Consider the following 23,111-nt stretch of genomic DNA (forward strand, 5'->3'; position numbering starts at 1 on the left):
TCGATCTGGCCGACCCACATGGAGGAACTTCGATACATCCTAGGACGCCTTCCGCAGCGCGAACTCGATATCCGCCGGAGCGCCGCTCGCGATGCGACCTTCAGGGCCATCTGTTCGGACTACGAAGAGGCCGCAAAAGCGCGAGACCACTGGCGACAGGCCGTTGGTCACGGAGACACCACGGCAGAACGAAAGGTCGAAGACTACACTGACCTATTGGTCGAACTGGAGCAGGAAATTCTATCGCATCTGGGCGGCCCCAAGTTTGAGCGTGACGATCCACAAAAAGACTGACCGGAGACGCAATATGAAAAGTAGCTTTTTCGCGAAGCTTTCGATCCTCGGCATACTGGCCGCTGGCTATCTTCAAGGCGCATCCGCGCAAACGCAGGACGCACGCAGAGACGCGACCGACGCGACCAAACAGGCCAATTCGGTTCTGCTGAAACAGCTTCCATTCAGCGACACCTCCGACTTCGACAATGCCAACAAGGGCCTGCTGGCCCCGCTCCCGTCGGAACTCATCAAGGGAAGCGCAGGCAACGCTATCTGGAACCCGCAGCAATACAGCTTCATCAGAAGCGGCGCTGCGGCACCCGACACGGTGAACCCCAGCCTGTGGCGGCAATCGCAATTGATCAACATCTCCGGTCTCTTCGAGGTCGTCGACGGCATCTACCAGGTCCGCAACCAGGACCTGTCCAACATGACGATCATCGAGGGCAGCGAAGGCATCACCATCGTCGATCCGCTCGTCTCGGCGGAAACCGCGAAGGTCGCCCTCGACCTGTACCGCTCCAAGCGCGGCGACAAGCCCGTCAAGGCCGTGATCTACACACACAGTCATGTCGACCATTACGGCGGCGTGCGCGGCGTCACGACCGAAGATGACGTCAAAGCCGGCAAGGTCAAGATCTACGCCCCGGACGGCTTCCTGGAAGCCGCGGTAGCGGAGAACGTGATGGCGGGCACCGCCATGAGCAGGCGCGCCAGCTACATGTACGGCAACCTGCTCAAGGCGGACCCGAAGGGTCAGGTGGGCGCGGGTCTCGGTACGACCACGTCGGCCGGAACCGTGACGCTGATCGCGCCGACCAACATCATCAAGGAAACCGGTCAAAAGGAAAAGATCGACGGACTGACCTACGAATTCCTGATGGCGCCGGGCTCCGAGGCACCCTCCGAGATGATGTGGTACATCGAGGAAAAGAAGGCGATGGAGTCCGCCGAGGACGCCACCCACACCCTGCACAACACCTACTCGCTGCGCGGCGCCAAGATCCGCGAGCCGCTTCCCTGGTCCAAGTACCTCAACCAGGCTCTGGTCATGTGGGGCGACAAGGTGGAGGTCGTCTTCGCCCAGCACCACTGGCCTACCTGGGGCAACGACAAGGTGACCGGGCTTTTGAAGAGCCAGCGCGATCTCTATCGATTCATCAACGACCAGACCCTGCGCATGGTCAACAAGGGCATGACGATGCGCGAGATCGCTGACGCATTCAAATTGCCCGACAGCCTCGGCAATGTCTGGGCCAACCGCGGCTACTACGGTTCGGTCTATCACGACGTCGCTGCGACCTACGTGCTCTATCTCGGCTGGTTCGACGGCAATCCGGCGACCCTGCATGAACTGCCACCGGTCGAGGGCAGCAAGAAATACGTCGAGTTCATGGGCGGTGCGGACGAGGTGCTGAAGAAGGCCAAGGCCGCCTACGACAAGGGCGAATACCGCTGGGTGTCCCAGGTGGTCTACCACGTGGTGTTCGCCGACCCGAACAACCAGGCGGCCAAGAACCTCGAGGCCGACGCCCTCGAGCAGCTCGGCTACCAGGCCGAGTCCGGGCCTTGGCGCAATTTCTACCTTAGCGGCGCGCAGGAGCTGCGCAACGGCGTCGCCAAGCTGCCGACCCCGAACACGGCGAGCCCCGACACGGTGCGCGCGATGTCCGCGGACCTGTTCTTCGACTATCTCGGAGTTCGTCTGAACGCCGAGAGGGCCGGGGCCGCCAAGGCTAAGCTGAACTTCGATTTCGGCCAGGACGGCAAGTATCTCGTCGAGATGGAAAACGGCGTTCTGAACCACACGGCGAACATGACGGCCAACAACGCCGACGCGACCCTGACCCTGTCGAGGGACACGCTGAACAAGATCATCCTTCAGCAGACCAAGCTCGACGACGCGATTTCGTCGGGCACGGTCAAGGTCGACGGAGACCGGGCCAAGCTCAACCAGATCGTGGCCGCTCTCGACGATTTCGAGTTCTGGTTCAACATCGTGACGCCCTAGTCGAACGGCCTGCGCCCTCCTTTCCCGAGGGACGCAGGCCCGTTCTCGAATGAAGCGCCCCGGACGACCCATCGGCTCTTTGCCCGGATCGTTCGACGTGACCCTTGCGTAAGACACATGGGAGAAACGTGGATGGTAGTTTTCGTTACGCTCGCCCGACGATGCGCTCCGCTCCTCGCTTTCGCTTCGATTCTGGCATTGCCGGTCGCGGGTCACGCTGCGCCCCTCAATCCCGCTTCGATCCTCACACAGAGCGATGCGAGGCGTGAAGAGACCGTTGAGGTCCGTGCGATGGCGCGCGGCGGACGCGCACATGTAGGGCCTCGCGGCGGCGCCGTGGTGCATCGTGGAGGCGCGGTCGTTGGCCCCCGAGGCGGCGCATACCGCGGACGCACGGCCGTCGTCGGACCGCACGGCAACGTGGCCGTTCGCAGCAGGACGGTCGTGAGAGGAAGCGGCGGATGGGCCAGGCCCGGCTGGTATGGGTGGCCCAGAGGGGGTGCCATCGCGGCCGGAGCGGCGATCGGCATGGTGTCGGCAGCGACAGCGGCTGCCTGGGCCGGCGCTGCGCCCGCAGCCGGCATGTGCTGGTACTACACCGATCCTTCCCGCACCCAGGGCTTCTGGGATTATTGTCGGTAGCGGCCGGCCGCCTAATTTAGGGGCAGGGGCCATTCGGGCCGGCGCGCTGGAGCCGGCCGCACCGATCGGCAATGGTGGGGCAAGAAATTGGCGACGACCGCGAGCCGAAAAAAGCTGGGCGTGACTCTCGGCGCCCTCGCGGCGGTCCTATGGCCGCTAATGGCTGACGCCCAGTCCGCCGCCGGCGGCCGACAACACGGGTCTCGACTTCTTCCGCCCGCGGCCGAACCTGTTCCAGCTGCAGTACGAATACCGGACGGCGCCCGGAAGCACGCGCGACGTCACGACCGACACGCTCAACTTTCGCTACGACCATGCGTTCTACCTGTCGCCAACGTGGACGGTGGTGACGCGCGCCGATCTGCCGCTGCTCGCCAGGAACACGATCAACTCAAGCAACCCCAACGGCGACTACCTGTACGGCATCGGCGACTCCGACATCCAGGCCGCGGTGATCCACGACCTCGATACGCGCTGGGCGGTCGGCTTTGGCCTGCGGCTGATCACGCCTACCGGGGAGGATCCTCTCGGATCGGGAAAGTGGCGCACGATGCCGATCGTGGGCTTCCGCATGGCGCTGCCCGAGATCAGCAAGTCGAGCTATTTCGAGCCAATCTTCCGGTATGACGTCAGCGTGGCCGGCGATCCGACTAGGCGCAACATCAGCAACCTGCAATTCGGTCCCACCTTGAATATCGGCCTTCCGGAGCGCTGGTTCGTGACCTTTTTCCCGAGCCAGGACATCCGCTACAACTTCGGCGACCCTGTCACCGGTCAGACCGGCCGCCTGTTCCTGCCGTTCGACGTGCGGGTCGGAAAGAAGATATCCGATCAGATCGCGGCCTCCGTCGAGGTCGGCGTTCCCATCGTCAAGGACTACCCCGTCTACAACTTCAAGGGCCAGTTTCGGCTCAACGTGACGTGGTAACGATCAGCCCATATGGATCATTTTCAAAGCAGGTTGTTGTCCGCTCCCGGGAGCACCCTCTTAGCGCAAGGCGGAGAGCCTTGGTCGTCGCCAACACATAGGCGGAGCCCTAGTAAAGAGCCTGAGAAACGGAGCTCGCCCGTAGCATTTTCGTAGCAGAAATGGGGTGAAAAGCCCGGTACCTACCGTGAACATGCGGCAGCAGTTGCGTTGATTTTATTGAAGAAAATTCTTGTCGCTCAGACGAGCGGTTAGAGGCGCTTTGCCCCAACCATCGGCGACCAGACGACCCGGAAGGCTTATGAGTTCAGAAAGTCGAGACCGGCGGCGTGATCGCCGCCGGCCGAATTCGTTTTAGCGAATGACGTAGGGCAGCAGGCCCAGGAACCGCGCGCGCTTGATGGCGCGGGCAAGCTCACGCTGCTTCTTCGCGGACACCGCGGTGATGCGGCTCGGCACGATCTTGCCGCGCTCGGAGACGTAACGCATCAGCAGCTTGGAGTCCTTGTAGTCGATCTTCGGAGCATTCGCGCCCGTGAACGGGCAGCTCTTGCGACGACGGAAAAACGGGCGGCGTGCACCAGCTTCAGCCATTGTTCTTACTCCCCATCCGTCGTGGTGGTTTCAGCTTCGTCGCGCGGACGGCGCGGGCCGCGATCACCGCGGAAGCCGCCACCGTCACGATCGCCACCACGGAAACCGCCTTCGCGGTCGCCACGGAAGCCGCCGCCTTCACGATCGCGGAAGCCGCCGCCACGGTCGTCACGCTCGCGATCGCGGTCAGCCTTGCGCATCATCGCAGACGGGCCTTCCTCGAGCTCTTCGACGCGGACGCTGAGATAGCGGATCACGTCTTCGCTGATGCGCTCCTGGCGCTCGATCTCGGCGATCGCCGCGGAGGGCGCGTCGATGTTGAGCAGCACGAAGTGCGCCTTGCGGTTCTTGTTCATGCGATAGGTGAGGGAGCGAACGCCCCAATTCTCGGTCTTGGTGACCTTGCCGCCGAGACCTTCGACGATTCCGGTCATCTGCGCAGTCAGCTCTTCGACCTGCTGCGTGCTCGCGTCTTGGCGCGCGAGAAAAACATGCTCATAGAGAGCCATAGTCGTCCTTTCCTCGTGTTAGCGCATTGCCCGGCGTCAAGCCCTTAAGAGACCTTCGGAAAGGACTCTGGGATTAAGCTCAGAAGGCGGAAACACGGGACGACGGGCCGACTGGCCCTGCCACACCAAAATCACGAATGATTTGCTGAGACCGTCCGTTCAGCTCCCGGCCGGGGTCTGCGGATGCGCGCGTTATACGGATTTTGGCCGGCTTGGCAAGGTTTGCGGCCGGATTTTCGGCCCGGATCGTACCGGAGCGGGTGGTGGGACCGGTCCTCTTATACCACATCCGGCTTGATCTCTTTGTTTGTATATCATACAAATAAGTCAGGAGAGATCCGATGACGGAAAAGTCGGCCGGGGAGCCGTTTGATCAGGAGCCGTTTGAGACGGCTGGTGACCCCAAACATGCCGCGCGGGCTACGCGCTCGGCTGGGCGCAAGATGCGTTCCCTGCTGCTGGACGCCGCGAGCCCGCTGTTTCGGGAGCGGGGGCTGTTGGGCACCGCGATCACCGATATCGCAGCCGCCGCGGACGCCTTCCCGAGCCAGATCACCTATTACTTCCGCACCAAGGAGGCGCTGTTCGTCGAATGCGCCTGCCGCGATCTCCTGTATCTGGCGCGCGCGACCGAGCAGGCGGCGCTGAAGGCGCGCACACCGCGGGAATACACCCACGCGCTGGCCGAGACCGTGACCGCCAGCGATTCGATCGCCTTCTTCGCCGAGGCGTTGATGCTGACGCGGCGGCGACAGGATCTGGCGCCGCTGGTCGAGCGCACTATCGAACGCCTGCACAGCGAAGGCGCACGGGCTTATGCGGGCCAGGTCGCCCGCCATGGCTGGCGCTCGCTGCGCGCGCCCGACGACAGCTCGCGGCGGTTCTGGGCGGTCGCCATCGGTGTCATTCTCGAGGGCTACGCCATGGGCCGCTCGCCCGAGGCACTCTGCGAAGAGATGCTGCGCGTGCTCGGCGAGCAGGCGAAATCCACTGGCGATGCTGCGCGCCTGCGTCTCGTCGACGAGCGTGGCGCATCAAACAATTCGAACGAGGAGAGGTAGGCCATGACCGCGCTTCGGATGCGTGCCCGCGATTTCCTGACCGACGATCAACTGGTCGACGTGCGTCAGCGCGTGACCTGGAAGGGTGTCGCGATGATCGCGCACGCCTGGGCGTTGATCATTGGCGCGGTCGCCTTGGTCGCGTGGTGGCCCAATCCGATCACCTATGTTCTCGCCGTCGCCATCATCGGCTCGCGCCAGCTCGGCTTGGCGATCCTCATGCATGACGGCGCGCATGGTTGCCTGTCCGCGGACGAGAAGACCAATCTGGCCTTGAGCCAGTGGCTCTGCGCCTATCCGCTCTTTGCCGAGACGCGCAGCTATCGGCGCTATCACCTGCAGCATCATGCACGCACCCAGCAGGAGGATGACCCTGATCTGGTGCTGTCGGCGCCGTTTCCGATCACCAGGCTGAGCTATCGCCGCAAGTTCATCCGCGACGTCACCGGACAGACCGGCTACCAGCAGCGCAAGGCGCAATTGCTCAACGCGCTCGGGCCGAAGGACTGGCCGTGGCGGCAGCGCGCCGCGCATTTCTGGGAGAAGCTCGGGCCGCAATGCCTGGTCAACGCCGCGATGTTCGCCGCGCTCACGGCGGCCGGCGTGTGGTGGGCCTATCCGCTGCTATGGCTGGTGCCGCTGTTGACCTGGATGATGGTCATCACCCGCATCCGCAACATCGCCGAGCATGCTGTCGTTCCCGACAGCAGCGATCCCTTGCGCAACACCCGCACCACGCATGCCAATTTCCTCGAGCGTCTGTTCATCGCGCCGTACTACGTGAACTATCACCTCGAGCATCATCTGCTGTTCTACGTGCCCTGCTACAATCTGCCGAAGGTGCACCGCCTGCTCAGTGAAAGCCGGCATGCGGAGCGGATGGAGGTGCAGCCGAATTACGCCGCAGTGCTGCGACTCGCTACCGCCAAGCCGAACCGCGACGACCGGCCGGGCCAATTGGTCAGCAATGCGCGCCGCGCGCAGGCCGGTGCCGAAGTTGGTGCGGATCAGAAGGCCGGCGGGTTTTGAGAGGCCGCGTCAGCAGTTGAATGCCGGCCAAGGCCACCGTCTTGGCTTGACAGTCCGGCCCCGGACAGTGTCTACGGCCCCTTTCGGAGCATGGTCGGGAACCAAGGCTCGGGCCGGACGTCATCGGCTGCCGGGTTCTCGAAGCACACGGCTCGAGCGATCCAGGGAGCGCCGATGACGGCAGCATTCACATTTCCGGGGCAGGGTTCCCAGGCCGTTGGCATGGGCAAGGCTCTGGCCGACGCCTTTCCGGTGGCGCGCGCCGTGTTCGACGAGGTCGACGCCGCGCTTGGAGAGAAGCTGACGGCCACGATCTGGGATGGTCCGGCCGAAACCCTTCAGCTCACCGAGAACGCCCAGCCGGCCCTGATGGCGGTGTCTGTGGCGACCCTGCGGGTGCTGGAGGCTGAAGCAGGGTTTTCCGTGGGGCGGGATGCGGCGTTCGTTGCCGGTCACTCGCTCGGCGAATATTCGGCGCTGGCTGCGGCCGGCAGCTTGACGATCTCGGACACCGCGCGGCTGCTTCGCATCCGCGGTCTCGCAATGCAAAAAGCCGTGCCGGTCGGCGCCGGCGCGATGGCCGCGCTGCTCGGCCTCGATTACGATGCGGCCATTGAGGTCGCCAAGGAGGCGGCACAGGGGCAGGTCTGCCAGGCCGCCAATGACAATGGCGGCGGCCAGGTGGTCGTCTCCGGCGACAAGGCCGCGGTCGACCGCGCCGTCGAGATCGCGAAGACCAAGGGCGCCAAGCGCGCCATGCTGCTGCCGGTGTCCGCGCCGTTCCATTGCAAGCTGATGCAGCCCGCCGCGGACGCGATGGCCGAGGCGCTGTCCAAGGTCACGATCAAGGCGCCGGCTGCGCCGCTGGTCTCAAACGTGCTCGCAAGCGCCATCACCGATCCTGACGAGATCCGCCGCCGCCTGGTCGAGCAGGTCACCGGCACGGTGCGCTGGCGCGAGTCGGTTGGTTACATGGCGGGGCAGGGCGTCACCCGATTCTTCGAGATCGGCGCGGGCAAGGTGCTGACGGGCCTCGTCAAGCGTATTGCCGACGGCGCCGTCGGCGTTGCCGTGGGCGGTCCGAATGACATTGCCGCCGCCAAGGATGCATTGGCTGCTGCGAAGCAAGCTTAAGTTTGCGCACGATCTTTCCGGAAAGCCGCTGCACACTTTTCCGGATCGTCGTGCTTTGGAGGAGTTTTCGATGTTCGATCTGACTGGCAAAAAGGCGCTCGTCACCGGCGCGACCGGCGGTATCGGCGGCGCGATCGCACAGGCGCTGCACGCCCAGGGCGCGACCGTTGCGATCTCGGGGACGCGCAAGGACGTGCTGGACGAACTGGCCGGCAAGCTCGGCGAGCGCACCTTCGTGCTGCCCTGCAATCTCTCCAAGGCCGACGAGGTCGAGGCGCTGGTCCCGGCCGCGGAAGCTGCGATGGGCCAGGTCGACATTCTGATCGCCAACGCCGGCATCACGCGTGACAATCTGTTCGTTCAGCTTCGTGATGAGGATTGGGACGAGGTCATCAACGTCAATCTGACCGCGACCTTCCGCCTGGCGCGCGCCGCCACCAAATTGATGATGCGCAAGCGCTTCGGCCGTATCATTGCCATCACCTCGGTGGTCGGCGTCACCGGCAATCCCGGGCAGGGCAACTACACCGCGTCGAAGGCCGGCCTGATCGGCATGATCAAGACGCTAGGGGCCGAATACGCAAAGCGCGGCGTGACCGCGAACTGCATTGCACCCGGCTTCATCAAGACGCCGATGACGGATGCGCTCAACGACAAGCAGCGCGAGACGATTCTGACCAAGGTTCCGGCCAATCGCCTGGGCACGCCCGAGGACATTGCGGCGGCCGCGGTCTACCTGAGTTCGAACGAAGCGGCCTACGTCACCGGCCAGACCATCCATGTCAACGGCGGCATGGCCATGATCTGATACGTCGTTCCGCACTGCCCACATGGGCGGGCAGGATGCGGCAAACGGCGTTTTCGGAGCGAATTGAGGCGTGTAGTCAAGGCAGTTGAAGTGTGATAACCGGACCTTCAACGGATGGGCAAAGAACGCCATTGCAGGTTTTTGAAACCCTGTATATTGGCGATGCGGAGCCTTGGCCGTCGTTCGCCGGGCCTCCATCGGTTAAGGTGGGGCCAAATCAAAGTTCGTAAGCGAAGGCAGTCAACGACCACGACGGCTCGTATCGTCCCGGGGGGTCGGGTCTACAGGGAACAACACGAGGTTATGCAATGAGTGACATTGGCGAGCGGGTTAAGAAGATCGTGGTCGAACACCTTGGTGTTGAACCCGAGAAGGTTGTCGACGCAGCGAGCTTCATCGATGACCTCGGCGCCGACAGTCTGGACACCGTCGAACTGGTGATGGCGTTCGAAGAAGAATTCGGGTGCGAGATTCCGGACGACGCCGCGGAAACGATTCTCACCGTCGGCGACGCTACGAAGTTTCTCGAGAAGAACGCGAAGAGCTAAGGCTCTTCATTTTCGCGGGGACAACATTGAAACCGGACGGGCCGCTTCGCAGCGGTCAGCCGGTTTCTTGTTATTGGCCGTGAATCTTTCGATTCGGAGTTTTCGGATATGAGGCGGGTTGTCGTCACTGGTCTCGGCATGGTGTCGCCACTCGGCTGCGGCGTCGAGCCAACCTGGAAACGCATCCTCAACGGCGAAAGCGGTGCACGCAGGATCGAGAGCTTCGATGTCTCCGATCTGCAGACCAAATACGCCTGCACAGTCGTGCGCGGCGACGGCAGCAACGACAGCTTCAATCCCGATATCTGGATGGAGCCGAAAGACCAGCGCAAGGTCGACGACTTCATCATCTTCGGCATGGCCGCGGCCGGCCAGGCGCTCGACGATGCCAACTGGCATCCGGAGACCGAAGAGGACAAATGCGCGACCGGCACCATGATCGGCTCGGGCATCGGCGGCCTCAACGGCATTGCCGAAACGGCGATCCTGCTGAAGGAGCGCGGACCCCGCCGGGTGTCGCCATTCTTCATTCCGGGCCGCCTGATCAATCTCGCCTCCGGCTATGTCTCGATCAAGCACGGGCTGAAGGGGCCGAACCATTCGGTGGTCACGGCCTGCTCGACCGGTGCGCATGCCGTCGGCGACGCCGCGCGGCTGATCGCGCTGGGCGATGCCGACGTCATGGTCGCTGGCGGCGCGGAGTCGCCGATCAGCCGTATCGGCATTGCCGGCTTCAACGCCGCGCGTGCGCTCTCGACCGGCTTCAACGACACGCCCGAGAAGGCCTCGCGTCCCTATGACAAGGACCGCGACGGCTTCGTGATGGGCGAGGGCGCCGGCGTCCTCGTCCTGGAGGAGCTGGAGCACGCCCAGCGCCGCCACGCGAAGATCTATGCCGAGGTGATTGGCTACGGCCTGTCAGGTGACGCCTATCACATAACGTCGCCGGCGCCCGATGGTGATGGCGGCTTCCGGAGCATGTCGGCGGCGCTCAAGCGCGCAGGTCTGACCGCATCCGACCTCGACTATATCAACGCACACGGCACCTCGACGCCGCTCGGCGACGAGATCGAGCTCGGCGCGGTGGAGCGGCTGCTCGGCAATGCTGCCTCCAAGGTTGCGATGTCCTCGACCAAATCGTCGACCGGCCATCTGCTCGGCGCGGCCGGCGCGATCGAGGCGATCTTCGCCATCCTCGCGATTCGCGATAACATCGTCCCGCCGACCATCAACCTGGACAACCCGTCGGTGGAGACCGCGATCGATCTCGTGCCGCATAAGGCGAAGCAGCGCGAGGTCAACGTCGCGTTGTCGAATTCTTTCGGTTTCGGCGGTACCAATGCGTCGGTGATCCTCCGGCGGCTGGCCCATTAGTTTGTGTTTGCAACGAATCCACCGTTTTGCCGTATTCGGCGATAAGTCATACCCTCGGGCGCGTGCATTTGGCTCGGCAAGCGATTGTCAGGCTGCGATTGAACCGGCAGGATTCAGGTTGCTTCGATGAGTGAAAGGCCGCCCATTTCGCCCCGGAGTCCGCGGGCAGCGCTCGAGCCCGAGCAGGTCCCGCCGCCGCCGAAGCGTTCGGAGCGGGCGCGCAACCCGTTCGTCGTGGTCGGCAACGCCATCATCACCCTGCTGCTGATCGCCATGCTCGGCGCCGGCGGCGCCTATTATTACGGTCGGCAGGCGCTCGAGGCGCCGGGGCCGCTGAAGGAAGACAAGATCGTCAACATCCCGCAGCGTGCGGGCAAGCGTGACATCGCCGAGACCCTGAACAAGGAAGGCGTGACCGATGTCAATCCGTGGGTGTTCATCGCCGCGGTGGCTGCGCTGAAGGCGAGCTCGGACCTGAAGCCGGGGGAATATTCGTTCCAGAAGAACGCATCCCTGCGTGACGTCATCGCCACCATCGTCGAGGGCAAGGTGGTGCAGCATTCCGTCACGATTCCGGAAGGCCTGACCTCCGAGCAGATCGTGGCGCGGCTGTCCGACAACGACATCTTCACCGGCAGCGTGCGCGAATTGCCGCGTGAAGGCACGCTGCTGCCGGAGACCTACAAGTTCCCGCGCGGGACCCCGCGCGACCAGGTGATCCAGCGCATGCAGCAGGCGCACAAGCGCGTGCTCGCGGAGATCTGGGAGCGCCGCAGCCAGGACCTTCCGGTCAAGACCCCGGAGCAGCTGGAAACGCTCGCCTCGATCGTCGAGAAGGAGACCGGCAAACCGGATGAGCGCAGCCGCGTCGCTGCCGTGTTCGTCAATCGGCTCAAGCAGAAGATCAAGCTGCAGTCCGATCCGACCATCATCTACGGCCTCGTCGGCGGTAAGGGCACCCTGGGACGCCCGATCAAGCGCAGCGAGATCACGCAGCCGTCACCCTACAACACCTATGTGATCGAGGGCTTACCGCCGGGCCCGATCGCCAACCCCGGCCGCGCCTCGCTGGAGGCGGCCGCCAACCCGGCCCGAACCCGCGACCTCTTCTTCGTGGCGGACGGCACCGGCGGGCACGCCTTCACCGAGACCTACGACGCGCACCAGAAGAACGTCGCCAAGTTGCGCGCGATGGAGAAGCAGATCCAGAACGACACGGTCGAGCCGGCCGATGACGCGCCGGCGCCGGCCGCCGCCGCGCCAGCGGCCGTCGATACGGCACCGACCGCGACCACGCCCAAGCCGACCCAGCAGAAGAAACCGCCGGCGCGGCCAGCCAATCCCGCGCCCGCACGGCAGGGCGCGGTGCAGCCGTCGCCGCCGGTGATCCAGCGCTAGGCCTTGGTCCGGGTCCGCCCCTGCGCAGACCTGCCACGGGACTTTGCGGATTCCACTTTCCTGCAAAATAGTCTTAAGATTCGCGTGGCCTGATGGCCTCGCGAATCCATGTTTCCGGAGAATTTGACCTGATGGCGCTGTCGTCCATGACCGGCTTTGCCCGAAGCCACGGCGCTAGCGGGCCGTATACGTTCGAATGGGAATTGAAGTCGGTCAACGCCAAGGGCTTTGATCTCAGGGTGCGGCTGCCGCAAGGGTTCGACGAGCTCGAGGCCCACGCCAAGAAGCGCGCGGGCGAACTGTTGTCGCGCGGCACCGTCTACGCCAATCTGAGCGTCAAGCGTGCCAATGCGGCCGCCACCGTCCGCGTCAACGAGGACGTGCTCAACGCCGTGCTGAAGGCGGCCGCCGTCATTGCCGGAAAGGTCGACGCGGTCGCGCCGAGCGTTGACGGACTTTTGGCCATCAAGGGTGTCATTGAGGTTGCCGAGCCCGAGGGTGATGAGGAGGAGGACAACGCCGCGCGGGTTGCCGCGGCTGAAGCCTTCGACAAGGCGCTCGATGAACTCGTGGCGATGCGCAAGCGCGAGGGCAGCTCGCTCGGCCAGATCCTGATCCAACGTGTCGACGAGGTCGAGCAGCTGGCGAAGAAGGCGGAAGCCGCGCCGGGCCGCAAGCCCGAGGCGATCAAGGCGAGGCTCGCCGAGCAGATCGCCGCGCTGCTGGACACCTCCGACCGTTTCGATTCCGATCGCCTGATGCAGGAAGCGATCCTGATCGCGACCAGGGCCGACATCCGCGAGGAGCTCGACCGCATCGCCTCGCACGTCGCGCAGGCGCGCGAGCTGATCGGCAAGGGCGGCCCGATCGGGCGCAAGCTCGATTTTCTGGCGCAGGAGTTTCACCGCGAGGTCAACACCTGCTGCTCGAAGTCGAACGACATCGAGCTGACCAATACCGGCCTTGCCATGAAGAACGTGGTCGAGCAATTCCGCGAGCAGGTCCAGAATCTGGAGTGATCGATGACGACGGGCGGTCACGGAACTGACGGTGTCGAGCGGCGCGGGCTGATGTTCGTGCTGTCCTCGCCATCGGGCGCGGGCAAGACGACGCTGTCGCGTCTCCTGATCGACCGCATGCCCGGCCTGCGCATGTCGGTGTCGGCGACGACGCGGTCGATGCGGCCCGGCGAGGTCGACGGCCGCGACTATCTGTTCGTCGACAAGCCCAGGTTCGACGCCATGGTGAAGGGCGACGAGCTGCTGGAATGGGCAACCGTGTTCGACAACAGCTACGGTACGCCGCGCGCGCCCGTCGAGGCCGCGCTGTCGGCGGGGCAGGACGTGCTGTTCGACATCGACTGGCAGGGTACCCAGCAGTTGCGCGAAAAAGCGCGCGCCGACGTCGTCAGCGTCTTCATCCTGCCACCCTCAGCGGCCGATCTCGAGAAGCGGCTGCATTCGCGCGCGCAGGATTCCGACGAGGTGATCCGCAAGCGCATGAGCCGCGCCAGCCACGAGATGAGCCACTGGGCCGAGTACGACTACATCGTCATCAACCACAATCTCGATGACGCCTTCGCCGAGGTGCAGTCGATCCTGAAGGCCGAGCGCCTCAAGCGCGAGCGGCGGACCGGCCTCGTGAGCTTCGTGCGAGGGCTGCAAGGTCAGCTTCAAGGCTAGCATGGTCGGCTTCAGGGCGAGGCTGCGTCAGCCGCGGCCCTTCCGTCGCCAGCCGCTCCAGCATCGCCGTGATGATGTCGATATCGACGCCGTTGTCGTCGCGTGCATGGTCGTCTTGCGCGTCCGCGTCGTGCTTTGCCGGCTCTTCGTTGTGAACGTCGTCGGCGGCGAGGACAGCCGCCGGGGCCTCGATCTCGAATTCGCCGTCGAAATAGTCGATCCCGGTCTCGTCAGACTCTGCGGTCACAACCTCGAGGGAGCGGCTCTGCGCAGCGATCCGGCCAATGGCGTTGGAGAATGCGGCGATCTGCGGGGCTTCCAGGCGCATGGCGTCGAAGTCCACCGGAAGCGGCCGTTCGACGCGAGGCGCCGGCTCGGAATGCCAGGGCGCGCGGCTGTCCTCGTCATCCTGCCGATGATCCCAGTTCACGCGGCGATCGGCCGTCCGGGCGCGCGCGCGTCCACCGGCGAAGCGATAAATCACGCTGGCGAGGACGCCGGCGAGCGCCAGCGCGCCGGCGATGACGAGCAGCAGCATCTGCACCGATCCGGTTGGCTTGTCCGCGGGCGCGTCTGCCGCGGCGAGCGTCAATGGGGCGGGGGATGTGGCCGGCTTCGCGTTCGGCTGTGCGGACGCCGCTGCAGGTGCGGCATCCGTTGCAGCTGAAGGCTGCGGCGCAGGCGAAGCGGGTGCCGGATCGGGCCAGCGCGTGGCGACGGAGGGCTGCGCTGCATTGGCATCGGTGGCGCTGGGAGCCTGCTGCGTCGAGGCTGCGGCCGGCGCCGGCGGGCTCGCTGCAGCACTGGTCTGCGGCGCGATGTATTCGGCATGCGCATTCTGCACCGATTGCGGCGCGGCTGGAGCCGCATTCGGCGCATCGGGCGTCGCCTGAGCGCTCTGCGTGGCCTTAGCACCTTCCTTGGCACCTTCGGCGCGCAGATACCAGCATTGCCGTTTGGTCCCGCGCTCCACGCGGAAGTGCCAGTGCTGGCCCTGCGGCGCGACACCCTTCGGCGAGGCGAGACAGTCGGCTGCCGCATTGGCCGCGCTTGCGGCGCTGGGTGCGCTTGGCGCGTTCTGCGAAACAGCGGCCAACGGTGCGCCGGCGATGATGCTGCCTACCAGCGCGGATATGAACTTTGCGGTGCGGTTGCCCATCCTGGTCTCCCGTTTACGCATGACGCAACTCGTTACCTTCCCTTTCTCAACAAAGAGTTAGGTGGCAATGAGCCGCAAATCCGGAGAGGATGTGGCTTGAATTGGGCCTGCACGGCGTTCGTTCCACCGCGAAATCAGGCTTTTTGCTGACGCTATTGCTTGGTCCAGGTTCCCTAGCAATCGTCGGAGCGGCGGAAGGTGCCGGAGCCGCGGCGCCCCCAGCGAGGTGCATCTGTCGTGATGACCATGGCATGCGTTATCTTCGGCGTATTCCCGTTGTGAGCATTGAGAGGCGCACGCATGAGAACGATCAGGATCGGCTCCGGAGCGGGCTACTCGGGTGATCGCATCGAGCCGGCCATCGAACTCGCCGAGAAAGGTCACATTCAGTACCTTGGCTTCGAGTGCCTCGCCGAGCGCACCATCGCGCTGGCGCAACAGGAGAAGATGAAAAATCCGGATGCTGGCTACGATCCCCTGCTGGAACGGCGCATGCGTGCGGTGTTGGCGATCTGCAAGGCCAAGGGCATCAAGATCATCACCAATATGGGCGCGGCCAATCCGCAGGCTGCGGCGCGGAAGACGGCCAGGATTGCCAGGGAATTGGGGATTGCAGGCCTGAAGATTGCCGCGGTCGTCGGCGACGACGTGCTGGACGTTTGCAAGCAGGGAAACTTCCCGTTTCTGGAAATCGACGGACGCATCGGCGATCTCGGCAATCGGCTGTTATCGGCGAATGCGTATCTCGGGGCAGAGCCGATCGTGCGGGCGCTGCAGGCCGGTGCAGACGTGGTCATCACGGGGCGGGTCGGCGATCCCGCACTGTTCCTGGCGCCTCTGCTTCACGAGTTCGGCTGGGCGAACGACGACTGGGACTCGCTGGGTCGCGGAGCTCTGGTTGGGCACCTCCTGGAGTGTGCCGGCCAGATTACCGGTGGCTATTTCGCCGATCCCGGTTTGAAGGACGTCGCGGGTCTGGCACGTCTCGGCTTTCCCATCGGGGAAGTGAGCGAGGATGGCAACGTCGTGATTACGAAGGTTGAGGGATCGGGCGGCGCCGTGACCGAAGCCACCTGCAAGGAGCAGTTGCTGTACGAGGTCCACGATCCCGCAAACTACATCCAGCCCGACGTGGTCGCCGATTTCTCCAACGTGACCGTCAAGCAGATCGGCCCTGACAGGGTGAGCATTTCCGGCGCGACCGGCAAGCCGGCGACGCCGACATACAAGACCTCCGTAGGCTATATCGACAGCTACATCGGCGAGGGGCAGATGTCCTACGGCGGTCCCGGCGCGTTGGCGCGGGGGAGGCTGGCGCTGGAAATAGTTCGGCAGAGGCTGGAATTGTGCGGCGTCCAAATGAACGAGCAGCGCTTCGACTTGATCGGGGCGAACGCATTGTACGGCAGCGAGCTCTCCGAGGGCCACGATCCATACGAAGTTCGAATCAGAGCGGCCGGCCGCACCAATAGCCTTGCCGAAGCCGTGTTGATCGGCAACGAGGTCGAAACGCTCTACACCAACGGACCGGCCGGAGGCGGCGGTGCATTCAAGTCCGCGCGGGAGATTATCGCCGTGGCATCGGTTCTGGTGCCCAAGGAGTTGACGTCACCTGCGATCCAGCTGTTCGAGGCGTGAGGCAGTGTCAGCGCCCAGCCGCGGGTTACCTCAGGACCGACGTCAAATTCAGAAGAGACCATGACCATGAAGCTGCGTGAAATTGCCCATTCCCGGACCGGCGACAAGGGCAACACATCGAATATCTCGGTGATTGCCTTCGATCCGGCAAACTATGAATTTCTGCGGGAGCACGTGACGGCCGATCGGGTCAAGCTTCTGTTCGCAAGCATCGTACGTGGCGACGTCAAGCGTTTCGAAATGCCAACCATCGGTGCGCTCAATTTTGTGCTGATGGACGCGCTGGGCGGCGGAGTAACACGCTCGCTTGCTGTCGATCAGCATGGCAAGAGCTTGAGTTCAGCGCTGCTTGACTTGGATCTCCCGGCATTGCGCGGGTGAGCGAGCTTGTCTCAACACGTTCGCCAGCTTCAGCGCCAGCAGCCCCAATACGCCGCTGATCAATCCCACGATCGCGTAGGACTCCGCGAACACGCCAGTTTGAATGAAGACCTGGCACGCGATGGCCAAGCAGATGGCGGCGAGCATCAGGCAGCCGCAGCCGACGATGATCGAGAGATAGCGGATCGCGGTTGCGACGGGCCTGGCGGGTGATGCGGGATCGGTCATGCTGGATGACAACGGCGCGGCCGACGTTGCGTTCCGCCGCCGTCACAAGCGCGCAAGAGCATTACTTGCTTGCGCAGCAGTCAACCAACAGGCGCCAGATGCGCTGGATCTCGACTGTCCTCTGAAGCTCGAGGACGTGGTTCTCGCTGGCGCGGGGGGAAGGGGTTGCAGAGCGGAGTTCGCGCGGCGCGATCCAGCGTTCGGAAATCGGATCGTACCATTTGCCGAGATTGACCAAGCTTGTCTCTCCTCTGTCGATCCCCTGGTTTTGCCTATCCCATGCGGCGGTTGCTGGTGTTCTGGGTGAGGTTGCCGTGGGCTGCCTGCTCACGGATGTTCTGCTTCTCGTCGTCGCGATGGCCTTTGGTAGTGTCGACGGGAACGGCCGGCACGCTGCCGGCGCCCTTGTGGCTCTGGTTTTCGTCGGGAACTGGCTGCACCGTTTGTGTCAGCGGCTTCGTCATGCGCCCAGACTCCGTTGTTGCCTTGACGAGAGGCCAACGCGCGGGTGGTTCGCGGTGTTCCAACCTTTAGGGCGAAGTGATTGGGTGACGCGCAGCTTCAGTGCTTCGAGGCGTCATGCTCACGGGATGACGATCCATCGGCCGGCGTCGGGTTCTCCTGCGCGCGGAGCTCTTTCAGGGGCGCCCCGAGGGATCGTTCGTGGCCTGCCGGCCCGGTGCGGTGCCCCGGCTTGCGGTATCTGCCGATGATCCGCTTGATGTCGTCGACGGCCTGCAGCAGAGGCGGCGTCAGCGAGAATAGCGCCCCCATCGCAATGGCAATGATTGTGTGGCGCAGCGAGACCCTTTCGTCCTCGTCGTAGGCGTTTCGGCCGATCGGGACAGGTGCGAGTCCGCTCGACGATCGCGGCTGATTCGATTTCCGGGGCTTGCGCGGCGGGATCATAATCACGACGAAGAGGACGTTGATCAGGAGCCAGATGCCCAGAATGATAAGAAGGATGCGCATTCCACTCAAAACCGTAGGTGATACAATGTGCTGTCAGCTTATGCGTGCATTGAACGGCCGTTCGCATCCCATTGCAAGTTGTGCTTTGGTTTTATGCAAATTTCCGGGGTAGCCGGCTATCGGAATTCGGCAGATTGGGGCAAGTTCGCCCGGGTCCATCCGTGGAACTGGGGCGGCCGCGGGCGTTAACTTTCTGCCGACCCCGCGGAAGAGCCTCCCGCGTTGCACGCGAGCCACGCCTCGAACTTTGTTCTGGGCCGGAGAACTACGGAATTTCGAAACAGGCCGTCTGGTCGCGATAGGCGTCGATCGCCCTGTTGGCGAGCATCAGCGGCCGGCGCTCGCCGGTTTTGAGCTGCACCTCGATCGCATCGAGAATGATGTTGGCGGACGTGTCGGGCGAGCCGAGCTCGCCGCTCTTCTCGAGGAAGCTCCAGGCAATGAAGAACGCGCTTTCGACGGTGCAGCGAATGGACATGCGCAGCCAACGCGGCGCAGCCGTAGCCGTTCCGCGCGCCGGGCATCGCACGTAGCGAGCTCACTTCAGCGACGAACCGATCGAGCCCAACTTCAGCTTCAGCGTCGAACCGAGATTGTTGACCACCGCGATGTTGGCCAGCGCAATGCCGGCGGATCAGACCGTACGCGCGATCGCCGTCGCGCCGAATTCGTCCGCCAGGAAGCGGCAAAAGGTCTGCATGGGCACGCCGGAATCCGAAGAGCGATGATGAGACCGTAGTTCGCAGGTCGCGCTTCAATATGCGGAACCGGTCTCGCGTGAATTCCGAGTTAATGGCGCAAAACGAAAGCGGCGGCGAGATGCGTATCCCGCCGCCGGTCGAAGCTCAGTTCTTCAGCACGATGCGGCCGACCACGTGGCCGGCTCGCAGCTCGTCGATCCATTTCTGGACATCGCCCATCGGCTCTTCGCGCATCGGCGTCGGCTTGATCTTGCCGGCGCGGGCGAGCGCCATCAGTTCATGCGCCTCGGCAAGCGTGCCGACCATAAAACCCTCGACCGTGAGGCGCTTGTAGACCCACTGCACCATCGGCAGCGTGAACTGGCCGCCCATCAGGCCGGAAACGACGACCTTGCCGCCGCGCGCGGCAACCGCGACCGCAAAGGCCATCGACTTCTCGTTGCCCGCGAAATCGACGACCTCGTCAAAACCGCCGTCGGTCTCCTTCAGGATGCGTTTGATGACGTCGGGCTCGGAGGGATCATAGGCGTTGGCCGCGCCGTTCTTCAGCGCGGTATCGCGCGCGGCCGGCGAGAGATCGGCGACCGTGATCGGCTGCTTGAACATCGCTTGCGCGAACGACAGTCCCATCATGCCGACGCCGCCGAGACCGATCAGCAGCAGATTGCGCTGACGCGGACGGTCGACCAGGCGCTTGAGCGCACCATAGGCGGTGACGCCAGAGCACATCAAGGTCGCGGCCTGGTTGACGGGCAGCGGATCGTAGTCGAGCAGATATTTTGCGTCGGGCACCAGCACGTGGGTGGCGAATCCGCCGTCGATGGAGACGCCGAGGAAGCGCTGTTTCGCGCAGAGGTTCTCGTCGCCGTTCTTGCAGTCGCGGCACTGGCCGCAACCGATCCAGGGAAACACCGCCTTGTTCGAACCGACGAGACCCGCCGGCACGTCGGGGCCGACTTCATCGACGACGCCGGCGATCTCGTGGCCGAGCGTGAAGGGCAGCGTCATGCCGCGTGTGGTGTCGAGCTTCTTGCCGCCGCCCAGATCGGCATAGCCATCCTGGATGTGCAGGTCGGAATGGCAGAGGCCGCAGCGCTCGATGCGCACCAGCACCTCACGTGCTTGCGGCTTGGGCGTATCGACGATGGTCTCGCACAAGGGCGCATCGAACTTGACCAGCGACTGCCGACGCATCAACGCCATTTTCTTCCCTCCGGAATTTCCATTCTCACGTTTCGGTTCGTATATCCGCCAATTCACGCGCCATGGCAACAAAGCCGGAGATGGGAATGGTCTCGGCGCGCCGCGTCGCATCGACGCCGGCGGCTGCCGCAAGCCGCGCGGGATCGACACCGAGCGATTTCAGGCTCTGGCGCAGCATTTTACGGCGCTGGCCGAAGGCCGCGGCCGCGACCTGTTCGAGCATCCTGCGATCGCAGGGTAGCGGCTCCGCGCGCGGCTTGAGGCGCACGACCGAGGAGGTGACTTTCGGCGGCGGCACGAAGGCAGACGGCGAAATGTCGAACAGGATTTTCGTCTCGCAGCGCCAGTTGGCAAGCACGCCGAGCCGGCCATAGGCCTCCTCGTCCTCGCGCGCGACGATGCGCTCGCCGACCTCGCGCTGAAACATCAGCACCATCATGTCGAACCATGGCGGCCAGGGCTCGGTGGTGAGCCAGTTGATCAGCAGCTGGGTCGCGATGTTGTAGGGCAGATTGGCGACGATCTTCGCGCGCTCCCGCCCGAGCAGCGGACGCGGATCGAACGTCATGGCATCGCCATGCACGATTTCGAGCCGGCCGGGATAGCGCGCAGAAATATCATTCAACGCCGGGATCGCGCGCTCGTCATGCTCGATCGCGATGACGCGCTTGGCGCCGAGCGCGAGCAGCGCGCGTGTCAGCCCGCCCGGGCCCGGGCCGATCTCGACGATGGTGCTCTCTTCCAGCGGCGCTGCCGCGCGCGCGATCCGCGCGGTGAGATTGAGATCGAGCAGAAAGTTCTGGCCCAGCGATTTGCGGGCCGACAGGGCGTGCTGGCGAATGACCTCGCGAAGCGGCGGGAGGTCGTCGATCGCGCTCATCAGCTGTTTGCAGCCGCCATGCGGCTGGCAAGCTTGAGTGCCGCGATCAGGCTCGCCGGATTGGCCTTGCCGGTGCCGGCGATATCGAAGGCGGTGCCGTGATCGGGCGAGGTGCGGATGAAGGGCAGGCCGAGCGTGACATTGACGGCGTCGTCGAACGCCACCGTCTTGATCGGGATCAGCGCCTGGTCGTGATACATGCAGACCGCGCAGTCATAGCCGGCGCGCGCGGCCTCGTGGAACATGGTGTCGGCAGGCAGCGGTCCCCTGACGTCGATGCCGTCATTGCGCAGGACTTTGAGCGCCGGGGCGATCACGGTCTGCTCCTCATGGCCGAGCGAGCCGTCCTCGCCGGCATGCGGATTGAGGCCGGAGATCGCGATCCGCGGCCGCGCAACGCCGAAGCGGGATGTCAGCTCGGTTGCGACGATGCGCACGGTCGAGACGATGAGCTCGCTCGTGAGCTGGCTGAGGGCCTCCCGCAAGGAAACGTGGATCGTCACCGGCACCACGGCGAGCCGCGGCGACCACAGCATCATCACCGGCTGCGGCACGCTGGCATCGACGCTCGCGAGCTCGGCGAGGAATTCGGTGTGGCCGGGATGACGGAAGCCGGCGCGGTAAAGCACGCTCTTGGCGATCGGGTTGGTGACGACGGCGCCGGCGCGTCCGGCACGGACGTCGCTGACCGCCTGGCGGATCGAGACAAGGGCTGCCGGTGCACTCGAGGCATCGGGCTTACCGGGCGCAGCGGTCGCACGCTCGCCGGTCGCAACCACGGGCAGGGCATCGGCAAAGACGGTCTCGACTTCGCCCGGGCTCACCGCGGCGATCCTGATGTCGGCGCCGAGTGCTTTGGCGCGCTGCCCGATCAGCGCCTCGTCGCCGAGCAGATAGAAGGCGGGAAGGCCGAGCTCGCGGCGCCTGAGCCAGGCCGCGATGGTGATGTCGGGGCCGATGCCGGCGGGCTCTCCGAGCGTCAGTGCAAGGGGCTTTGCGGGAGCGGCCATCAGCGGTTGCGATATTCGATCATCGCCGCTTTGCGGAGCTCGTCGAGATAGGCCTTCTGGGTCTTCTCGTACTTGTCCGTATACATCTTCTCGCGGATCTCGCGCTTCTTCGGCGTATCGATCGTGGTCGGCTTGCGCGAGCAAAGCACGACCATCTCGATGCCGGACTTGGTTACTTCGGGGGCCGTGAGGTGGCCGATCGCGGTGTCGTCGAGAACCTTGCGCAGCGACTCCGGCAGGTCGGCGGTGGTCTTGGTGACGCTGTCGCGGATGGTGGCGTTCGGCGTCGAACGGAACAGCGAATTGGCTTCCTCGCAGCTTCCGACACGCGAGCGGTATTGCTCGGCTTCCTTCATCCGCGTCTCCTGGAAAGCGGCCGACGAGCCGCGCGGCACGATCAGCACGATCGGCTGCATCTTGTACTCGGTGCCCTCGATCTGAAGCTTCTCTTCGCCGCCTTCGCGCACCTTGTCGGCGACCTCCCTCTCGCTGATCAGCAGCTTCTCCTTGAAGCGGCCGCGCACGAGGCTGGTCCACACCATCTCGGACTTCATGCGGCTCTTGAGAGTGTCGGGGCGCACGCCCTTGCTCTCGAGCGATTTGGTGAGCTGATCGATCGAGATGCGCATGCGTTGCGCCATGCCCTCGTAGGACTGGTTGACGTCGGAAACGGTGGGGTCGACGCCGTATTTCTTGCCTTCCTTTATCTTGATCTTGTCGTCGATCAGGATGTTGATGACGTCCTGCCGGCTCGGGGTCTTCTGCGTCGTCAGCGTGTCGAGCTTGGAGCGCTGCTCGATGTCGAAATCGGTGATGGGATCGCCGTTGACCATGACGACAATGTTCTGCGCATGCGCCGGCGCGCCGGCGAGAACCAGTACGGAGGCCAGCACGAGGAGGGGGAGGCGGAAGAAAGGCAGTCGGGTCGTCATGGTTGTCGCTCGC

General features: G+C 64.2%; 26 protein-coding genes and 1 pseudogene. 14 read left to right on the forward strand and 13 right to left on the reverse strand.

Features of this window, described 5'->3' with window-relative positions; translation table 11 throughout:
• The first annotated feature begins 18 nt into the window (after nucleotides 1-18).
• The 3 genes from K3F49_RS19335 (at nucleotide 19) to K3F49_RS19345 (ending at nucleotide 3,857) form a co-directional block, all read left to right on the forward strand.
• Nucleotides 19-294, forward strand: coding sequence for a hypothetical protein (locus K3F49_RS19335; RefSeq protein WP_234682546.1), 276 nt, complete (start codon nucleotides 19-21; stop codon nucleotides 292-294).
• Between the two features lie 13 nt (nucleotides 295-307).
• The gene (locus K3F49_RS19340; RefSeq protein WP_234682547.1) at nucleotides 308-2,287 is read left to right on the forward strand and encodes an alkyl/aryl-sulfatase; all 1,980 of its coding nucleotides are present in this window, start codon (nucleotides 308-310) and stop codon (nucleotides 2,285-2,287) included.
• A 988-nt stretch (nucleotides 2,288-3,275) separates the two neighbouring features.
• Nucleotides 3,276-3,857 (forward strand): hypothetical protein, encoded by a 582-nt coding sequence (locus tag K3F49_RS19345; RefSeq protein ID WP_346657329.1) that lies wholly within the window; start codon nucleotides 3,276-3,278, stop codon nucleotides 3,855-3,857.
• 354 nt (nucleotides 3,858-4,211) lie between these two features.
• Here K3F49_RS19345 and rpsR read toward each other — a convergent pair whose 3' ends face one another.
• Nucleotides 4,212-4,451, reverse strand: coding sequence for a 30S ribosomal protein S18 (gene rpsR, locus K3F49_RS19350; RefSeq protein ID WP_007592020.1), 240 nt, complete (start codon nucleotides 4,449-4,451; stop codon nucleotides 4,212-4,214).
• Between the two features lie 5 nt (nucleotides 4,452-4,456).
• A complete protein-coding gene (rpsF, locus tag K3F49_RS19355) occupies nucleotides 4,457-4,960 on the reverse strand; it encodes a 30S ribosomal protein S6 (protein ID WP_128917556.1) in 504 nt (167 codons plus the stop codon).
• Between the two features lie 341 nt (nucleotides 4,961-5,301).
• Here rpsF and K3F49_RS19360 point away from each other — a divergent pair, with 341 nt between their 5' ends.
• The 9 genes from K3F49_RS19360 (at nucleotide 5,302) to gmk (ending at nucleotide 13,994) form a co-directional block, all read left to right on the forward strand.
• Nucleotides 5,302-6,021 (forward strand): TetR/AcrR family transcriptional regulator C-terminal domain-containing protein, encoded by a 720-nt coding sequence (locus K3F49_RS19360; RefSeq protein WP_234682548.1) that lies wholly within the window; start codon nucleotides 5,302-5,304, stop codon nucleotides 6,019-6,021.
• Between the two features lie 3 nt (nucleotides 6,022-6,024).
• Nucleotides 6,025-7,050, forward strand: a complete 1,026-nt coding sequence (locus K3F49_RS19365) for a fatty acid desaturase family protein (protein ID WP_234682549.1) — start codon at nucleotides 6,025-6,027, stop codon at nucleotides 7,048-7,050.
• A gap of 174 nt (nucleotides 7,051-7,224) precedes the next feature.
• Nucleotides 7,225-8,184, forward strand: coding sequence for an ACP S-malonyltransferase (gene fabD, locus K3F49_RS19370; protein WP_234682550.1), 960 nt, complete (start codon nucleotides 7,225-7,227; stop codon nucleotides 8,182-8,184).
• Nucleotides 8,185-8,254: 70 nt separating this feature from the next.
• Nucleotides 8,255-8,992 carry a 3-oxoacyl-[acyl-carrier-protein] reductase gene (gene fabG / locus K3F49_RS19375; protein ID WP_234682551.1) on the forward strand — a complete coding sequence of 246 codons (738 nt, stop codon included), beginning with the start codon at nucleotides 8,255-8,257 and terminating at the stop codon, nucleotides 8,990-8,992.
• Nucleotides 8,993-9,300: 308 nt separating this feature from the next.
• Entirely contained in the window at nucleotides 9,301-9,540 is a 240-nt protein-coding gene (locus K3F49_RS19380) for an acyl carrier protein (RefSeq protein ID WP_008130699.1), read from the forward strand.
• A 108-nt stretch (nucleotides 9,541-9,648) separates the two neighbouring features.
• Nucleotides 9,649-10,914, forward strand: coding sequence for a beta-ketoacyl-ACP synthase II (gene fabF, locus K3F49_RS19385; protein ID WP_234682552.1), 1,266 nt, complete (start codon nucleotides 9,649-9,651; stop codon nucleotides 10,912-10,914).
• 126 nt (nucleotides 10,915-11,040) lie between these two features.
• The gene (gene mltG / locus K3F49_RS19390) at nucleotides 11,041-12,312 is read left to right on the forward strand and encodes an endolytic transglycosylase MltG (RefSeq protein WP_234682553.1); all 1,272 of its coding nucleotides are present in this window, start codon (nucleotides 11,041-11,043) and stop codon (nucleotides 12,310-12,312) included.
• 131 nt (nucleotides 12,313-12,443) lie between these two features.
• On the forward strand, nucleotides 12,444-13,331 hold the full coding sequence (locus tag K3F49_RS19395; protein ID WP_234682554.1) for a YicC/YloC family endoribonuclease: 888 nt from the start codon (nucleotides 12,444-12,446) through the stop codon (nucleotides 13,329-13,331).
• A 3-nt stretch (nucleotides 13,332-13,334) separates the two neighbouring features.
• Nucleotides 13,335-13,994, forward strand: coding sequence for a guanylate kinase (gene gmk / locus K3F49_RS19400; protein ID WP_234682555.1), 660 nt, complete (start codon nucleotides 13,335-13,337; stop codon nucleotides 13,992-13,994).
• Here gmk and K3F49_RS19405 read toward each other — a convergent pair.
• A complete protein-coding gene (locus K3F49_RS19405; protein WP_234682556.1) occupies nucleotides 13,927-15,174 on the reverse strand; it encodes a hypothetical protein in 1,248 nt (415 codons plus the stop codon). The two genes, gmk and K3F49_RS19405, sit on opposite strands and share 68 nt — an antisense overlap.
• A 279-nt stretch (nucleotides 15,175-15,453) precedes the next feature.
• On the opposite strand from K3F49_RS19405, the gene K3F49_RS19410 reads away from it, so the two are divergent.
• Together K3F49_RS19410 and K3F49_RS19415 are read left to right on the forward strand one after the other, a co-directional pair.
• Nucleotides 15,454-16,791: an acyclic terpene utilization AtuA family protein gene (locus K3F49_RS19410; RefSeq protein ID WP_234682557.1), complete on the forward strand. Its 1,338-nt coding sequence runs from the start codon at nucleotides 15,454-15,456 to the stop codon at nucleotides 16,789-16,791.
• A gap of 66 nt (nucleotides 16,792-16,857) precedes the next feature.
• Complete coding sequence (locus tag K3F49_RS19415) at nucleotides 16,858-17,172, forward strand: AtuA-related protein (RefSeq protein WP_234683003.1); 315 nt, start codon at nucleotides 16,858-16,860, stop codon at nucleotides 17,170-17,172.
• Here the strand turns inward: K3F49_RS19415 and K3F49_RS19420 are convergent.
• From K3F49_RS19420 to K3F49_RS19465, 10 genes and pseudogenes are all read right to left on the reverse strand, one after another.
• Entirely contained in the window at nucleotides 17,131-17,400 is a 270-nt protein-coding gene (locus tag K3F49_RS19420) for a hypothetical protein (RefSeq protein WP_234682558.1), read from the reverse strand. The genes K3F49_RS19415 and K3F49_RS19420 overlap by 42 nt on opposite strands.
• Nucleotides 17,401-17,461: 61 nt before the next feature.
• A complete protein-coding gene (locus tag K3F49_RS19425) occupies nucleotides 17,462-17,638 on the reverse strand; it encodes a hypothetical protein (protein ID WP_234682559.1) in 177 nt (58 codons plus the stop codon).
• A gap of 34 nt (nucleotides 17,639-17,672) precedes the next feature.
• A complete protein-coding gene (locus tag K3F49_RS19430; protein ID WP_234682560.1) occupies nucleotides 17,673-17,864 on the reverse strand; it encodes a hypothetical protein in 192 nt (63 codons plus the stop codon).
• 97 nt (nucleotides 17,865-17,961) lie between these two features.
• Nucleotides 17,962-18,372, reverse strand: a complete 411-nt coding sequence (locus K3F49_RS19435; RefSeq protein WP_234682561.1) for a phosphonate metabolism protein PhnM — start codon at nucleotides 18,370-18,372, stop codon at nucleotides 17,962-17,964.
• 265 nt (nucleotides 18,373-18,637) lie between these two features.
• Complete coding sequence (locus tag K3F49_RS19440) at nucleotides 18,638-18,850, reverse strand: hypothetical protein (protein WP_234682562.1); 213 nt, start codon at nucleotides 18,848-18,850, stop codon at nucleotides 18,638-18,640.
• 60 nt (nucleotides 18,851-18,910) lie between these two features.
• Nucleotides 18,911-19,072 (reverse strand): annotated as a pseudogene (locus K3F49_RS19445) (Flp family type IVb pilin).
• A gap of 145 nt (nucleotides 19,073-19,217) precedes the next feature.
• Nucleotides 19,218-20,276 carry an alcohol dehydrogenase gene (locus K3F49_RS19450; RefSeq protein WP_234682563.1) on the reverse strand — a complete coding sequence of 353 codons (1,059 nt, stop codon included), beginning with the start codon at nucleotides 20,274-20,276 and terminating at the stop codon, nucleotides 19,218-19,220.
• Nucleotides 20,277-20,301: 25 nt separating this feature from the next.
• Nucleotides 20,302-21,156 (reverse strand): 16S rRNA (adenine(1518)-N(6)/adenine(1519)-N(6))-dimethyltransferase RsmA, encoded by an 855-nt coding sequence (gene rsmA / locus K3F49_RS19455; RefSeq protein WP_234682564.1) that lies wholly within the window; start codon nucleotides 21,154-21,156, stop codon nucleotides 20,302-20,304.
• The gene (gene pdxA / locus K3F49_RS19460; RefSeq protein WP_234682565.1) at nucleotides 21,156-22,166 is read right to left on the reverse strand and encodes a 4-hydroxythreonine-4-phosphate dehydrogenase PdxA; all 1,011 of its coding nucleotides are present in this window, start codon (nucleotides 22,164-22,166) and stop codon (nucleotides 21,156-21,158) included. The genes rsmA and pdxA overlap by 1 nt, the downstream gene beginning before the upstream one ends.
• Nucleotides 22,166-23,098, reverse strand: coding sequence for a SurA N-terminal domain-containing protein (locus K3F49_RS19465; RefSeq protein WP_234682566.1), 933 nt, complete (start codon nucleotides 23,096-23,098; stop codon nucleotides 22,166-22,168). Before K3F49_RS19465 ends, pdxA begins: the two co-directional genes overlap by 1 nt.
• Between the last annotated feature and the right edge of the window lie 13 nt (nucleotides 23,099-23,111).

The organism is Bradyrhizobium monzae (assembly GCF_021458635.1).
Classification (GTDB): Bacteria; Pseudomonadota; Alphaproteobacteria; order Rhizobiales; family Xanthobacteraceae; genus Bradyrhizobium.

Coding starts and splice junctions, on each gene's coding strand:
- K3F49_RS19335 (WP_234682546.1), top strand. CDS start 19: ATGGAGGAACTTCGATACATCCTAGGACGCCTTCCGCAGCGCGAACTC.
- K3F49_RS19340 (WP_234682547.1), top strand. CDS start 308: ATGAAAAGTAGCTTTTTCGCGAAGCTTTCGATCCTCGGCATACTGGCC.
- rpsR (WP_007592020.1), bottom strand. CDS start 4,451: ATGGCTGAAGCTGGTGCACGCCGCCCGTTTTTCCGTCGTCGCAAGAGC.
- rpsF (WP_128917556.1), bottom strand. CDS start 4,960: ATGGCTCTCTATGAGCATGTTTTTCTCGCGCGCCAAGACGCGAGCACG.
- K3F49_RS19360 (WP_234682548.1), top strand. CDS start 5,302: ATGACGGAAAAGTCGGCCGGGGAGCCGTTTGATCAGGAGCCGTTTGAG.
- K3F49_RS19365 (WP_234682549.1), top strand. CDS start 6,025: ATGACCGCGCTTCGGATGCGTGCCCGCGATTTCCTGACCGACGATCAA.
- fabD (WP_234682550.1), top strand. CDS start 7,225: ATGACGGCAGCATTCACATTTCCGGGGCAGGGTTCCCAGGCCGTTGGC.
- fabG (WP_234682551.1), top strand. CDS start 8,255: ATGTTCGATCTGACTGGCAAAAAGGCGCTCGTCACCGGCGCGACCGGC.
- K3F49_RS19380 (WP_008130699.1), top strand. CDS start 9,301: ATGAGTGACATTGGCGAGCGGGTTAAGAAGATCGTGGTCGAACACCTT.
- fabF (WP_234682552.1), top strand. CDS start 9,649: ATGAGGCGGGTTGTCGTCACTGGTCTCGGCATGGTGTCGCCACTCGGC.
- mltG (WP_234682553.1), top strand. CDS start 11,041: ATGAGTGAAAGGCCGCCCATTTCGCCCCGGAGTCCGCGGGCAGCGCTC.
- K3F49_RS19395 (WP_234682554.1), top strand. CDS start 12,444: ATGGCGCTGTCGTCCATGACCGGCTTTGCCCGAAGCCACGGCGCTAGC.
- gmk (WP_234682555.1), top strand. CDS start 13,335: ATGACGACGGGCGGTCACGGAACTGACGGTGTCGAGCGGCGCGGGCTG.
- K3F49_RS19405 (WP_234682556.1), bottom strand. CDS start 15,174: ATGCGTAAACGGGAGACCAGGATGGGCAACCGCACCGCAAAGTTCATA.
- K3F49_RS19410 (WP_234682557.1), top strand. CDS start 15,454: ATGAGAACGATCAGGATCGGCTCCGGAGCGGGCTACTCGGGTGATCGC.
- K3F49_RS19415 (WP_234683003.1), top strand. CDS start 16,858: ATGAAGCTGCGTGAAATTGCCCATTCCCGGACCGGCGACAAGGGCAAC.
- K3F49_RS19420 (WP_234682558.1), bottom strand. CDS start 17,400: ATGACCGATCCCGCATCACCCGCCAGGCCCGTCGCAACCGCGATCCGC.
- K3F49_RS19430 (WP_234682560.1), bottom strand. CDS start 17,864: ATGACGAAGCCGCTGACACAAACGGTGCAGCCAGTTCCCGACGAAAAC.
- K3F49_RS19435 (WP_234682561.1), bottom strand. CDS start 18,372: ATGCGCATCCTTCTTATCATTCTGGGCATCTGGCTCCTGATCAACGTC.
- K3F49_RS19440 (WP_234682562.1), bottom strand. CDS start 18,850: ATGTCCATTCGCTGCACCGTCGAAAGCGCGTTCTTCATTGCCTGGAGC.
- K3F49_RS19450 (WP_234682563.1), bottom strand. CDS start 20,276: ATGGCGTTGATGCGTCGGCAGTCGCTGGTCAAGTTCGATGCGCCCTTG.
- rsmA (WP_234682564.1), bottom strand. CDS start 21,156: ATGAGCGCGATCGACGACCTCCCGCCGCTTCGCGAGGTCATTCGCCAG.
- pdxA (WP_234682565.1), bottom strand. CDS start 22,166: ATGGCCGCTCCCGCAAAGCCCCTTGCACTGACGCTCGGAGAGCCCGCC.
- K3F49_RS19465 (WP_234682566.1), bottom strand. CDS start 23,098: ATGACGACCCGACTGCCTTTCTTCCGCCTCCCCCTCCTCGTGCTGGCC.